The organism is Ideonella lacteola, from assembly GCF_038066555.1.
Lineage (GTDB): Bacteria > Pseudomonadota > Gammaproteobacteria > Burkholderiales > Burkholderiaceae_C > Ideonella > Ideonella lacteola.
Genome location: NZ_JBBUTG010000001.1, coordinates 218183 through 230296, shown reverse-complemented (window position 1 = coordinate 230296; position 12114 = coordinate 218183). Strand labels below are relative to the sequence as shown.

Annotated in this window: 14 protein-coding genes; all 14 read right to left on the bottom strand. The window is 68.5% G+C overall.

All coding sequences use genetic code 11. From position 1 onward, the window contains the following. Positions 1-4: 4 nt before the first annotated feature. Positions 5-529 (bottom strand): hypothetical protein, encoded by a 525-nt coding sequence (locus AACH06_RS00870; RefSeq protein ID WP_341423696.1) that lies wholly within the window; start codon positions 527-529, stop codon positions 5-7. Further along, the gene (sctN, locus tag AACH06_RS00865) at positions 526-1848 is read right to left on the bottom strand and encodes a type III secretion system ATPase SctN (protein ID WP_341424213.1); all 1323 of its coding nucleotides are present in this window, start codon (positions 1846-1848) and stop codon (positions 526-528) included. The genes AACH06_RS00870 and sctN overlap by 4 nt, the downstream gene beginning before the upstream one ends. Continuing rightward, the gene (sctL, locus tag AACH06_RS00860) at positions 1848-2603 is read right to left on the bottom strand and encodes a type III secretion system stator protein SctL (protein WP_341423695.1); all 756 of its coding nucleotides are present in this window, start codon (positions 2601-2603) and stop codon (positions 1848-1850) included. Before sctL ends, sctN begins: the two co-directional genes overlap by 1 nt. After that, the gene (locus AACH06_RS00855) at positions 2603-3292 is read right to left on the bottom strand and encodes a type III secretion protein HrpB4 (RefSeq protein WP_341423694.1); all 690 of its coding nucleotides are present in this window, start codon (positions 3290-3292) and stop codon (positions 2603-2605) included. Before AACH06_RS00855 ends, sctL begins: the two co-directional genes overlap by 1 nt. 2 nt (positions 3293-3294) lie before the next feature. Further along, entirely contained in the window at positions 3295-4089 is a 795-nt protein-coding gene (gene sctJ, locus AACH06_RS00850) for a type III secretion system inner membrane ring lipoprotein SctJ (RefSeq protein ID WP_341423693.1), read from the bottom strand. 6 nt (positions 4090-4095) lie between these two features. Further along, on the bottom strand, positions 4096-4479 hold the full coding sequence (locus AACH06_RS00845; protein WP_341423692.1) for a hypothetical protein: 384 nt from the start codon (positions 4477-4479) through the stop codon (positions 4096-4098). A 20-nt stretch (positions 4480-4499) separates the two neighbouring features. Beyond that, positions 4500-4970, bottom strand: coding sequence for an HrpB1 family type III secretion system apparatus protein (locus tag AACH06_RS00840; RefSeq protein ID WP_341423691.1), 471 nt, complete (start codon positions 4968-4970; stop codon positions 4500-4502). Positions 4971-5066: 96 nt separating this feature from the next. Further along, positions 5067-6266 (bottom strand): hypothetical protein, encoded by a 1200-nt coding sequence (locus tag AACH06_RS00835; RefSeq protein ID WP_341423690.1) that lies wholly within the window; start codon positions 6264-6266, stop codon positions 5067-5069. A 34-nt stretch (positions 6267-6300) separates the two neighbouring features. Beyond that, positions 6301-6519 (bottom strand): hypothetical protein, encoded by a 219-nt coding sequence (locus tag AACH06_RS00830; protein ID WP_341423689.1) that lies wholly within the window; start codon positions 6517-6519, stop codon positions 6301-6303. Positions 6520-6613: 94 nt separating this feature from the next. After that, positions 6614-7000 (bottom strand): hypothetical protein, encoded by a 387-nt coding sequence (locus AACH06_RS00825; RefSeq protein ID WP_341423688.1) that lies wholly within the window; start codon positions 6998-7000, stop codon positions 6614-6616. Positions 7001-7056: 56 nt separating this feature from the next. Then, positions 7057-7323 (bottom strand): hypothetical protein, encoded by a 267-nt coding sequence (locus tag AACH06_RS00820; RefSeq protein ID WP_341423687.1) that lies wholly within the window; start codon positions 7321-7323, stop codon positions 7057-7059. 10 nt (positions 7324-7333) lie between these two features. Beyond that, positions 7334-8356 (bottom strand): hypothetical protein, encoded by a 1023-nt coding sequence (locus AACH06_RS00815; protein ID WP_341423686.1) that lies wholly within the window; start codon positions 8354-8356, stop codon positions 7334-7336. Beyond that, a complete protein-coding gene (gene sctC, locus AACH06_RS00810; protein ID WP_341423685.1) occupies positions 8353-10401 on the bottom strand; it encodes a type III secretion system outer membrane ring subunit SctC in 2049 nt (682 codons plus the stop codon). Before sctC ends, AACH06_RS00815 begins: the two co-directional genes overlap by 4 nt. Beyond that, the gene (locus AACH06_RS00805) at positions 10401-11858 is read right to left on the bottom strand and encodes a helix-turn-helix domain-containing protein (protein ID WP_341423684.1); all 1458 of its coding nucleotides are present in this window, start codon (positions 11856-11858) and stop codon (positions 10401-10403) included. Before AACH06_RS00805 ends, sctC begins: the two co-directional genes overlap by 1 nt. Positions 11859-12114: the final 256 nt, after the last annotated feature.

Sequence of the window (12114 nt, the reverse complement as noted above, 5' to 3'; positions counted from 1 at the left end):
GCGCTCAAACCCTTGTCCCACGGGCCTCCCCTGCCGAGGCGCGCGCAGCTGCCAGCAGGCGTGCCACGGCGGTCTCTTCGGCGTCTTCGTCCTGTTGATCCTGATCGGCTTGCTCTCGGCAGGCCAGCGCCTTGTCCAGCGCCTCTCGCGCCAGTTGCAGTTGCTGATCCAGGCGTTGCCGTTGCGCCAGCGCCATCTGCAGCTCGTGCTCGGCCACCCTCACCCGCTGCCGGTGCCGCTCGGTGTCGTCTTCGGCTCGCCGGAGCGCCTGCACGCAGTCGTCCACCTGCCGGCCCCGGGCCATCAGCAGGTCGGGCTTGAACGCCTCTTCGCCATCGAGCAGGCCCAGCACCCGTTCGCGCGCCCGTTGCCAATCGGCGCGTCGCTCCGATTCAACCTGCTCGGCTTCTTCCTGCGCGGCCTGGCAGGCGGCGAGATCGTTGCGGGCCGCCTGCACGGCCTCGTCCTGCTGCGCCAGGCGCCGCTCCTTGATGCGTGTCAGCGCCCGCCACGAGCGGATGTTGCTCATCCGTTGGCCACGCGAGCAAGCGCCTCCACGCTGCGGTGGTAGTCCCACAGGTCGTCGGTGGCCTGGTTGAGAAAGTCACGAACCGCGTCGTTCTTCTGCACCGCCTCATCGGCCAGCGCATCGGCGCCGGGGCGGTACTCGCCCATCTGCAGCAGCATCTCCATCTCATCGAACTTCGCCATCAGCCGACGGAACTTGCCCGCAGCCGCCTGATGCGGCTTCGGCACGATCTGCGACATCACGCGGCTGAGGCTGCCCAGCACATCGATGGCGGGGTACTGGTTGCGTGCCGCAATCTTGCGCGACAGGATCATGTGGCCATCGAGGATGCCGCGCACCTCCTCGGCAATCGGGTCGCCGCCCGATTCATCCTCGGCCAGCACGGTGTACAGCGCGGTGATCGAGCCCTGGGCACCCATGCCGGCCCGCTCCAGCAGGCGCGGGATCTCTGCGAACACCGACGGCGGGAAGCCCCGGCGTGCCGGCGGCTCGCCGGCCGCCAGGCCGATCTCGCGCTGCGCGCGCGCAAAGCGCGTCAGCGAGTCCATCATCAACAGCACCTTCAGGCCGCGGTCGCGAAAGTATTCGGCGATCGCGGTGGCAGCATGGGCCGCCTTGGCGCGTTCGATCGATGACCGGTCGGACGTGGCACACACCACCACCGAGCGCGCCATGCCCGACTCGCCCATGATGATCTCGATGAACTCGCGCACCTCGCGGCCCCGCTCGCCGATGAGCGCAATCACGCTGATGTCGCAGGCCGTTCCGCGCGCCAGCATGCCCATCAAGGTGCTCTTGCCCACCCCGGCGGGCGCGAAGATGCCCATGCGCTGCCCTTCGCCCAAGGTCAGCAGCGCGTCGATCACCTTCACGCCGGTCGGCAGCGGGTGCTCGATCATCGCGCGCGCCATCGGGCTGGGTGGCAGCGCGAAGACGGGGCGCCGCTCCACCGCGGCGATGGGGCCCTTGCCGTCGATCGGCCGCCCCAGGCTGTCGACCACGCGGCCCAACACCGCATCACCCACCGGCACCGACAGCACTTGCCCGAGGCCCACCACCCGGCTGCCCACCCGCACGCCGAGGATGGAGCCGAAGGGCGACAGGATGCTGCGCCCGCCGGAGAAGCCCACCACCTCGGCCGTCTGAACCACCTCGCCATCGGCCTCGACGATCTCGCACAGCTCGCCCAGACGTGCATCAAGCCCGGTGACCTTCATCAAGGTGCCGATCACCTCGACGACCTTGCCCACGCGCTGCAGCAGCGGCTCGGTCTCGATCGCCGAGGCCAAGGTCTGACCGAAGTCGCTCAGCGTCTGGATCACAGCGTCACCTCGTCCAGTTCGGGCGACACTTCATCCCGGGTCTCAGCCTGGGTCTCGACCTGGGCCTTCGCCTGCGCACTCTCGATGGCGCGGCGCAGGCTCGCCAGCTGCAGATCGAGACTGGCGTCGAGCACGCCGAGGTCCGACTCGAATCGGCAAGCCCCCGGCGCCAGCGATGCATCCGCCACCACCCGCAGGGCCACCTCGGCGCCGGCCCGCCGCGGCAGCGTCTGCACCGCCTCGCCTGCACTGGCCACATCGCCAGGGTGCACGCAAAGACGCGCCTCACTCGCCTCGCGCAGCAGGTCGTGTACCTGCGTCAACGCCTGCTCGAACAGCGCCCGCGCCGGCTCGGCCCGCACGATGCGTTCGACCGCTGTCACCACCACGCTCGCCATCACCTGCTGCTGGGCGGCCAGCTCTTGCGTGCGCTGCCACTGGGCCTCGAGCCGCCGGGCATGCCAACGCTCGGCCGCCTCGGCCAGCCCCTGCGCGAGGCCTTGTTCCTGGGCGTTCCGCCGAAGTTCGTCTGCTTCGTCATGAGCCTGCCGCCGGATGGCCTCGGCCGCTCGCTCGGCCTCATGCCGCATCGCCTCGGCTTCGATCCGGGCTTGATCGGCCAGCCGCTCGGCTTCGGCCCGCAGCGAACCGAGCAGGCCCTGCAGTTCGTCGAAGCCCGCGAGATCGCGCCGACGAATCAAACCATCCTCGACACCCACCTGCAATCCACCACTGTGCAGCCAGACCCACATCACGCCGCCCCTTCCTGACCTTCGTGTTCGTCAGACGACCTCGCGTGCGCCGCCGCCTGCGTACGCGCAGCCGCCTCGAAGCACCGATCGACCTCGGCCAACCTGTCCTCCAGTTCCAGGCGATCGGCGGCTCCTGCGAGTGCCTGCCGCAGAACGACCGGATGCGCCCGCGGCAGGCCCAGCCGGGCCCAACGCCGCAGGCCCCGCGTCGGCCAGGCACCGGCGCGCGTGATGTCGGCATGCCCCACCCACGCCCATTCGACTGGTGGCCGCTCGGCCAATGCCGCGTTCACGCACGCGCCGCCATGGGCACCGCTCGCCAGCACGCTGCTGGCGGGCCCCAGGAAGCCCGCCAGGGCGCGCCGGGCTTCGCGCCGAACGCAGCTGCGCCACACGCCAGGACGAAGCGCCAGAGCCAGGGCACAGAGGCGGGCCAGCCGTTGGTCGCGGGGCAACAGGCACCATCGGCCCAGGGGCGTGTCCAGCTCGCGAAACCCCGGCGGCGCGCCGCACCAGCGGGCGAAGGCCATCCACCGGGCGCGGCGTGCCGCCGCATCGCCGCCGCCCGACGCCCACACCGGCCAGGAACTCGCCCAACTCGAGTCGATGTGGTGGGGCCATTCGACCAACGCCGCGTCGAAGGCCTCGGCCAAGGACGGCCAGTGGGAAGGCGTTGTGGGGCTGGCCATGATCACCCCGCGCCCTCGGCGGCCACGGCCACCGAAGCAGACGGGCGCCGCGGCGGGCGCTGCAGCACCGCCCTCGGCAGCCACGCAGGCCGGCGCCACCACACCCAGCCCACCAACACCAGCGCGAGGCTCACCACCGCCGCCAGCACCACCCAGATCCAGGCGCGGCTGGGCGGCGCCGGAGGCAAGGCCTTGACCACCTCGCCCTGTACGAGGGTGACCGAGACGTTGTCGTACACCAGCCCCTCGACACTGCGCGAGACCAGGTTCTTGATCGGCGGCACCAGCGAACTCAGGTTGGCGTCCGGCCGGTACTTCACGAAGACGCTGGCACTCGATGGCTTGGGGTGGGCCGACAACGGATCGTTCTGCGGCAAGACGATGTGCACCTTCGCGGCGATCACGCCATCGATGTGCGTCAGCGTGTCCGACAGTTCCTCGGTGACCCCGTGGACAAAGCGCACCCGTTCTTCGGTCGGGGTCGAGATCAACCCCTCCTTCTTGAACAGCTCGCCGAGGTTGGCATGCCGCTCGGCGGGCAAGCCCGCGGCGCGCAGCACCGCCATCGCGCGAACGATCTCGTCTTCCTCGACGGTCACGCTCCAGCTCTTGCCGCTGTCGGGGGTGCGCTTCTCCGCGTCCACCCCCTGTTCACGCAGCGCTGCCACCATGTCGTTGGCGTCGGATTCGCTCTGCTTGGTGTAGAGATCCGTTCGGCATGCGGCAAACAGCATGGCCAGGCACATCGTGGCCAGCCATCGGACGGTGCGGTGCTTGGGTGAGGCACAGAGGCGCATGGCAGTTCACTGGTTCTTCATCAAGGTTTGCAGGCCGTTCTTGCTGCTCTGGGCCACGTAGACGCAGGCGTTGTTCTGCATCGAGACGTTGACCACCCGGAACATCAACTCGACCTGCTTGAGCGTGGCCTGTTGCGGCGTCATGTGCGGGGTGTCCACCGCGGCGCGCGCCATGTCCTTCACCAGGCCGTGGTACATGCGCTCGTGTTCACCCACGAGTCGCGACACGACCGTCGGCGCCCCCACCTCCGGGACGGTGTGGGTCGGCGGTTCCTGGGCCAGCAGATCGGCGAAGCGGTTCGCCAGCCGATCCACCTGCGGTGCCGGGGCGCCCGCTCGTTCGAAGGCGCGGTGCACATCCAGCCCGGCCAGTCCTTGCACGGGGTCCATCGCCGTGTCCTCCTGGTGCGTCAGGCCAGCACGAAGTTCGAACCGATCACGGTGTCCTGGCCGCCGCTCAGGGCGTCCAGCAGGCCTTGGTCACAGCCCAGCTCGCTCGGATCGACGCGGCCCAGCAACAGCATCATCATCCGCCTCGCATCCGGGCAATCTTCCTGTGCCAACACCCGCTCGGCCGACGCGGCCCAGCCCTTGTCACCGGTGGCGTACTGGCAATAGGCCAACAAGGCGGTGCCGAAGGGCCAGTCCCCGGTGCGCTCGGCGCAGGCGTGGGCGATGCGCATGGCACCGGTCCAGTCCGACTTGAGGATGGCGATCCAGCCATCGAAGAAGTCGAGTTGGTCCAGCTTGGGCCGTACCTGACGCAGGCAGGCCATCGTCGCCTCCGCCTCATCGACCAGGTTGTGGTGCACGGCGGTCGAGACGAGCTCGACCAGACACTGCACGAACTCGCGTTGCTTGACCTTCAATAGCAGGTTCATCTTCAAACCCCCGGGTTGGAATGGAAGGGCCCGGCAGAGGGCGCGACAGCCGCGCCGCGCCCCTGCCCGCCCCATGCGCCGATGGGGCGCTTCGCCTTAGAAGCGCGCGCTGACGCTCACCTGAGGCCGCAGCGCCTGGAACTGCATGGCCAAGTCGATCTGGCCCGTGGCCTGCAGGCGCGCCTCAATGCCTGCGTAGGCGACGAACTGAGTGCCGTAGCCCGGCTCGCCCGCGATGATCTGCGGACGGTTCTGCGGCCACTGCGTACCCGAGCTGCTGCCGGCGCTGCCCGCGCTGCTGGCACGAGACTGGGTGATCTCGACGTCGCGCTTCGAGATGCCGCCGTCAGCGCTGCGGCCATTGCTCTTGGCCGAATCCAGGCGCTCGAACAGCGCCGGCTTGCTCAGCATCGCGCGAGCCGCCTCCTGCATGTCGGGCGGCGTCGGCTGCCCATTGGGCATGTTGCCGCCGTTGGCCATGCGCTCGAAGTCACCGCGGTTGAGCGTCTTGCGGCCGCTCTGGTTGTACAGCGGCTCGGCGTAGCGGCTGATGGTGTCGAGCACCGCCTGGTCGCCCTGGGCGAGCTTGCCGGTCTGCATCGAGCTGCGCAGGTCGCGCGCCGAGATCTTCCCGTCGGGGCGGTCGCCCTTGCCTGCGGTATCCAGCCCGCGCATGAACATCGGGTTGTCCAGCGCGAATTGGGCTGCACGCTGCAGTTCCGGCTTGGACGGATCGGCCGCGGCCTTCTCGAGATCCTTCTTGTTGAAGGTCTTGTCGCCGCCCGACAGCTGCGAGAAGTGGTTGCTGAGCACCTTGGTGGCCCGGCTCTCGTCCATCGGCCCACTCGGGTTGCCTTGGTACGAGCCGCCGTTGACGGGCAGATAGGTCTGCGGTTGCTGCACACCTCCCCCGTTGCCGTAAGGCGGCCATTGCGGCGCGGGCGTCGAGTTGCCGCCGAACAGCTGTTGCAGCATCTGCATCGCTTGGCTCGCCTGCGGATTCTGGCCGCACACCGGCTGCTGGTAGCCCGATTGCCCCTGCATCGCCTTGCCCAGCTCGTTCAGAAGGCGCCCGACCATCGACAGCATCTGGCCGGCACCCTGCATCGCTTGGGGCTGTGCCATTTGAAGTGCGCTGAGCAGCGTCTGCGCGATGAAGTTCTGCAAGATCGCCTGGCCGTTGCCCGGCGCAAACTGCGCCGTCATCGGTGAGCCCTGGGTCACGGTGCTGCCTTGGTTCAGCTGCATGTCCACCATGTTGTAGTTGGTGGGGTTCTGTGTCACGGCATAGGTCATGTGTCTCTCCTTGTTCGGTGATGGCGACGCTCGGTCAGACCAGGCCCTTGACCGCGTCGGCGCCGGCCTTCAGCGTCTTGGCCGTGGCTTCAGCGTACGAGCGCAAGGCGGACAACTGGCCTTGGGTCATGATCGAGTCGATGCTCTGCGCGTTCTGCGCCGACACCGCTTGCATACCCGCGCTGTCGACGCCGGCGCTCGAGGCGGCGCCGCTGTTCATTGCGCCCATCGACGGGCCGATACTTCCAGACATAGTTCTCTCCTTCATCGTTCAAAAGAAAGTGCGGCATGGTTCAGGTGCCTGCACGAAGATCGGCGCCCGCCGCGATCGGCCGCCGCGGGAAACTTCAATTCAGCAAGGCCGGCTCGCGCTGGATCAGCTCGAGCATGTTGTGCGCCGTCTCCCGGACGGCGGTGTCGGTGGTCGTGACCAGCAGGCCCTCGACCGCGCGCTTGCCCTCGGCATCGCCGGCGAGGATCAGCGAGATCGCCAGCGCTAGGCGGGCGGCCTCGTCTTCCGGGTGGGCCTCGACATGCGCGCTCAGGCTGCCGCGCGCGACATCGCCGATGCCGGCCATGCCGGAGACAACCGCGCGGCAGACGCGGAACTGCAGCGGCTCCGCAAGCGTCGACTCGATCACGTCGTTGATCAGCTCGGCATCGTCGGCCGTGCGATAGACGGTGCCGAGCAAGCCGACGGCCATCAGGTTGCGATAGATGGTGGTGGTGTCCATGTCCATGTTGTTCCTCCTCGACGGTGGCTGTACCGAATGGGGTGACGGCCCGGTGCTCAGAGCACGAGCGTGGTGCCGTGAATGGCTTCCCAGACGTGCCGGATGATTCGCTCGGCGGCCTTGAAACCCTGCAGCAGGCGCGAGACGAGATGGCGCTGGCCCTCTTCGCGGGCATTGGCCAGCAGACGCTCGGTGGCCTCCGCGATGGTCTGGAAATAGCGCACCATGGCGCGGGCGCGGTCGCCGGTGCTGTCTTCCGACAGGCTGAGTTCCAGGTTGCTCATGTCGCCGAAGATGGATTGCTCGAGCGCGATTTGGCTCATGACGGGCTCCTTAGGGATGAGTGCCAGAGGCACGGGGTGAATGGCTGCCATCGAAGGAGTCCTTCAACTCCAACAACGGGGCGGCAGATAGCGAGATGTGTTTGACACCGTCGCGCGTCTGGACGTACTCGACGCCAGCGACTTGCAACATCGCGCCGGTCGGCGTGCGCTGCGGCGGCGGCAGGTCGGCCACGTCGACGCGGATGCGCCGCACCAGCGGAGCGAGGTCGTTGACCAGGCGATCGGCGGCGGTCTGCATGCCCTCGGCACCGACGGCCGCCCCTTCGACGACGAACTGGCCCGCCCCGGCATGGCTGACGCGGATGCCCGGCGCACCCAGCGCCTCGGCAATGCTCTGCGCCACATCCGAGGCGGCGGCGTAGCGGTGGCGCACCAGCGAGGCCGGCAGGTCGGCCAAGGCCGCACGCACCATCGCGCATTCGTTCGGTGAGGCGACCAGCCCTTCGACCAGCACACCCTCGCCATCGACGCGAACGGTCAATCCCGGCAGGCCCAGGCCGTCCACGGCACGCTGGGCACGCACCAATGCGCTGGGCTGTTCGCGCTGAACGGCCGCCTGCGACGAACTGCCGATCACCGTCACGAAGGCCGCGCCGATCGCCAAGGTGGCCACCGACAGGCTGCACATCGTCCACAGCCGGTGCCGTGCCGACACGGCGCGCGGTTCGCCGATCGGCACCGGTTGCGGCGCGGGCGCCAGCACCCGGCCCAGCAGGTCGACATCCGATGGCCACTCCACCCCATGCGTCGGGCCGACGCACAAGACGATGTCGCGAAAGCGGCGCGGCACGAGATCGGCGAGCGGCTCGCCGTCTCGGTTGTCTTCCCATCGCAGGATCGCGGCGCTCATGCCTGTCTCGTCGTCGTGAGGAATGGTCAAGTCCAGCGGCTGATCGCTCCAGTCGGTGATCTGGATGTCGGCCTCGGTGTCTTCAGAGATGCGGTACGTCGATGCACTCAAGACTAGGTTCATGCCGGCATGGCGGCCGGTCAGAAAGCGAAGCTGCTTCATGGCCTGCGAACTCCTGTGCGTGACGATGAGCGGGCCGGGTTGGCCGCACCCACGGTCGAAGGCGCCGAGCCCACGGCGGGCTTCTGAGCGATGCGGCTCAGCAGCGGCGACAAATGCTCGTCTTCGGCGGACATCGGCTTGGCCGATGGGGGCACCGCGGCGGGGGCGGCCGACGCCGCCGGCAACGCGGGCGCAGGCGCCACGCGAGGTGACACCGCCGGCAGCGCCCCTTGCGGCGGCTGCCCGCCCAGGTCGACGCGCGGCCGAGGGGAGGATGTGGCGGCATCGGCCAAGGTCGGCTGAGGCGTGATCACCCGGGGCGTGAGCAGGAACATCCGCTCCGCACGGGCGGTGCGGTCGCGGCTCTGGCGGAACAGCCCGCCGATCACCGGAATGTCTTTCAGCAGCGGAACGCCGCTGACACCCGACTGCACCGAGTCGACCGTGATGCCGCCGATCAACAGGCTTTCGCCTTCGACCACCCGCGCCTCGGTGCGGATTTCGGTCTTCTTCAGCACCGGGACGTGGTCGACCACCACATCCTGAAAGCTGCCGTCCTGGATGTAGATCGACAGCTTGATCGGCGTGGGCTGGCCAGGCACGGCGGTCCCCACCTGCGGCGTGACCTGCAGCATCGTGCCGGCCTCCACCTGGAACAGGTTGGCCTCCAGGTTCCCAGCCACCCGCACGTTCGCGATGCGCTTCTCGCTCATCGTCGCCGGGCGGTTGGCCAGGCCCAGCACGCGGGGCTTCGACACGATGCGGGCGTGACCATTGCCTTCGAGCACCCGCACGTTGGCCAGCAAGGCCCGTCCCGCATCGCGCACCAGCGTGTTGATCGTGAACGGCGTCGCGTTGACGGTGGAGGGGTCTTGCGAGGGCGCCTGGGCCGGGCCCGTCATCGTGAGTGCGCCCCGGCTGCCTTGCAGCGACCAGTCGACCCCCAGCTCGGACAGGTTGTCGGCGCTCACGTCGATCACCGTGGCCTCCAGCTCCACCAGAATGGGCTGTACATCCAGCGTCTTGATCAGCGCGGCGAACTCGCTCATGCGCCGCGCCTTGCTGTAGACGATCACCGAGTTCGACCCCTCATCCGGCTCGAAGACCGGCACGTCGTCGTCGAGGTCATCGAGCAAGGGGCTGCGCACCGAGCGAGGGGTAGGCACCGCGCCCGTCTTGTCGTCCGCCAGCGCCGTGCCGCCGGCAGCGGGCGATCGAGACAGGTCCGGCAGGTAGCGCCCCTTGAGATCGGCACTGCCCGAGATGGCCTGCATCGCCTTGTTCAGCGGTGCCAGTGTCCGGCTGCTTTCCCGCTGCGCATTGCTCAACGCGGACGACGGGGACTGCGACCGCCCTGCGCCGCCATAGACGGCCTGCAGCGTCGACGCGATGCCCGGGACCACCGCATCGCCCAGCTGCCGATCGCCGGCCGACGCAAAGCGCAGCGGGAACACCTTGGCCACACGGCGGTTGCCCTCGATGGCGCCGATGTCGAGCGATTCGATCGCCAGGCCCACGAGCTCGACATGCCGGGGCGGCCCGTAGACCAGCAAGGTGCTGTTGGCCGAGTCGAAGCGGATGGGGTAGCGACGGCTCGACAGTTTCAGCGAGTCGAGCATCTGAACCACCTGCTCGCGGCGGTAGCCCTTGAGGCGGAAGATGCGGCTCTGGATCGCCCCGGCGGGATAGAAGTAGAACGCCGTGCCGTCGAAGTACCAGAGCAAGGCGTAGGCCTTCGACAGGCCTTCGAGAAACTGGCGTGGTGTGGTGTCGAAGTTCCCGCTGACCACGCCCTCGACCCGCGGGTCCACCACCACCGGCACGCCCTGGGAAGCAGCGAAGTCATTCAGCACGTCCGACAGCCGCTTGCCATCGGCCTTGTAGACGAAGCGTTGCGAAGCCATCGGCAGCTCCTGGCCCGCGGCATCGGCCGAATCGGCGCCAGCGGACCTGGCGCCCGACACCGGTGACGGCGACATCGCGACGGTCAACCCCGCCAGCAGCGCGAGCACGGCCGGAGGACAACGACGAGGCATGGCAGGCATCACTTGGCTCCGTCGCCTCGAATGCGCCCGTGCAAGGTCTCGAACGGCGTCTCGGCAAACACCTGGCGGTAGTTCTGCACCAACGTCGAACGGTTGCTCACCCCCCAACGCGCGGCCACGTCGTGCACGCTGACCTTGTGGCCTTGCGAGCCCGTCGTCTGCAACTCGTCGCGGATGCGTTCCATGCGACGCCGCCGAATGAACTCCGCCGGGGTCACACCCAGGCTGGCGCGAAAGGCCATCTGAAGCGAACGTTCGGTCACGCCCACGTGGGCGGCCACATGCTTGATCGACAGCTGGTGGTCGGACAGGTGGTCGACGATGTACTGGTAGGCGCCGCGGTACTTCAGCGGCAGCCGCAGCCGGGGCGCATCGGCACTGTCGGCGTTGGCGGCGCGATCGGCGATGCGTGTGGCCTGCGCGAAGTCGCGCTTGATCATGAACACCGCTTCTTCGACGTGCCGCTTGTAGGCCTGCATCGCATCGTTGAGCTGGCCCTGCAGCAGGAAGAGCTTCGATTGGCAGTACTGCAGGTCGACCGTGTAGCGGTGGCGCCGGCCCTGCGCATCGTCGGGAGCCAGCGCCTGCAGCACATCGCCTGCAGCTTTCGCCGAGCCACCCGCCAGCAGCACCAGAGCGCTCTCGATGCGCGCACCGACCTCCAGCCCGGCCAGGCGTCGCTCGCGCAACCAGGCCAGGCATTCGGCAAACGGCGCGGTGCCCTGCGCGCCTGCCAGCTGCGTCATCATCAACTGCAGGTGCTGCAGGCGGTGGGCCACCAGCGAGCCCACCGGCTGGCGCGCTTCCAGCGCCGCCAGGGCCCGGCGCGCCTCGCCCGGCTCGGGCGCTGCCTCCATGCGATCACGAAAGCCGATCGCCAGGGCATGGTCGGCCAGCCCCTCCGAGCGGCGCGCCAGACGCAGCACCACCAGCTCCCACTGCTGGCATTCGATCAACTCGGCCAGATCGGCCGGCCCACCGCGCTCGATCGCCTGCTCGATCAGGTGCGCAGCGCGCTGGCATTCGCCGAGCGCATGCAGCGCACAGGCGGTGCAGCTCAGCGCTTCGATGGCCACCTCGGGCGGGGCCTGGGCGTCGTCCACCAGCGCCTTGAAGCATTCGATGGCACGGCCCGGGCGGTTCATGCACAGGAAGGTCCACCCCTGGTCGAGCGAGGCCAGCCAGCGCAGCCAGTTGCGCGACAACTCTTCATAGGCCTTCAGAGAATCCTGCATCAACTCTTGTGCCTGCTGCTCGCGCCCCAGCGCCAGCAACAGGCGAGAGACCATCTGGCACAACAGTGAGCGCTGCATCGCATCGCCCTTGCCGGCATCTCGTGACAGGCGTTGCAGGCCCAGATCGGCCGCCTCTTCCAACTGACCACGCAAGGCCAGCGACGCGACGGCTTCGTCACCCGCGCGGCAACGCGTCAGACTGACTGCGAGAGACAAGTGCATGGGGGCTCCTCTTCCATCCATGGCATCGATTCGGTATGCCGCAAGGCTAAGAACTCTTCGCCGAGCGATGCTCAAGAATCCAGCGAACCGCCCGCAGCGGTGTGCGCTTTCGCGAAGCGAGGTTTGACGCGCGGAGCCTGCCGCCGTGGTGTCGACCGGCTGACACCCGGCTTTCACTTCAAAGCCTTCGTGCGGCGGTGCAGCGCTTCGCACCGCTGAACGTCGCGCCCTCGCCCGCCTCCTAAGGTGCAGTCTT

Bases quoted from the DNA above. Each gene is read 5' to 3' on its own strand.
- sctL (WP_341423695.1), bottom strand. From the start codon at position 2,603: ATGTGGGTCTGGCTGCACAGTGGTGGATTGCAGGTGGGTGTCGAGGAT.
- AACH06_RS00835 (WP_341423690.1), bottom strand. From the start codon at position 6,266: ATGACCTATGCCGTGACACAGAACCCCACCAACTACAACATGGTGGAC.
- AACH06_RS00805 (WP_341423684.1), bottom strand. From the start codon at position 11,858: ATGCACTTGTCTCTCGCAGTCAGTCTGACGCGTTGCCGCGCGGGTGAC.
- sctJ (WP_341423693.1), bottom strand. From the start codon at position 4,089: ATGCGCCTCTGTGCCTCACCCAAGCACCGCACCGTCCGATGGCTGGCC.
- AACH06_RS00820 (WP_341423687.1), bottom strand. From the start codon at position 7,323: ATGAGCCAAATCGCGCTCGAGCAATCCATCTTCGGCGACATGAGCAAC.
- AACH06_RS00845 (WP_341423692.1), bottom strand. From the start codon at position 4,479: ATGGACCCCGTGCAAGGACTGGCCGGGCTGGATGTGCACCGCGCCTTC.
- AACH06_RS00825 (WP_341423688.1), bottom strand. From the start codon at position 7,000: ATGGACACCACCACCATCTATCGCAACCTGATGGCCGTCGGCTTGCTC.
- sctC (WP_341423685.1), bottom strand. From the start codon at position 10,401: ATGCCTGCCATGCCTCGTCGTTGTCCTCCGGCCGTGCTCGCGCTGCTG.
- AACH06_RS00815 (WP_341423686.1), bottom strand. From the start codon at position 8,356: ATGAAGCAGCTTCGCTTTCTGACCGGCCGCCATGCCGGCATGAACCTA.
- AACH06_RS00855 (WP_341423694.1), bottom strand. From the start codon at position 3,292: ATGGCCAGCCCCACAACGCCTTCCCACTGGCCGTCCTTGGCCGAGGCC.
- AACH06_RS00870 (WP_341423696.1), bottom strand. From the start codon at position 529: ATGAGCAACATCCGCTCGTGGCGGGCGCTGACACGCATCAAGGAGCGG.
- AACH06_RS00840 (WP_341423691.1), bottom strand. From the start codon at position 4,970: ATGAACCTGCTATTGAAGGTCAAGCAACGCGAGTTCGTGCAGTGTCTG.
- AACH06_RS00830 (WP_341423689.1), bottom strand. From the start codon at position 6,519: ATGTCTGGAAGTATCGGCCCGTCGATGGGCGCAATGAACAGCGGCGCC.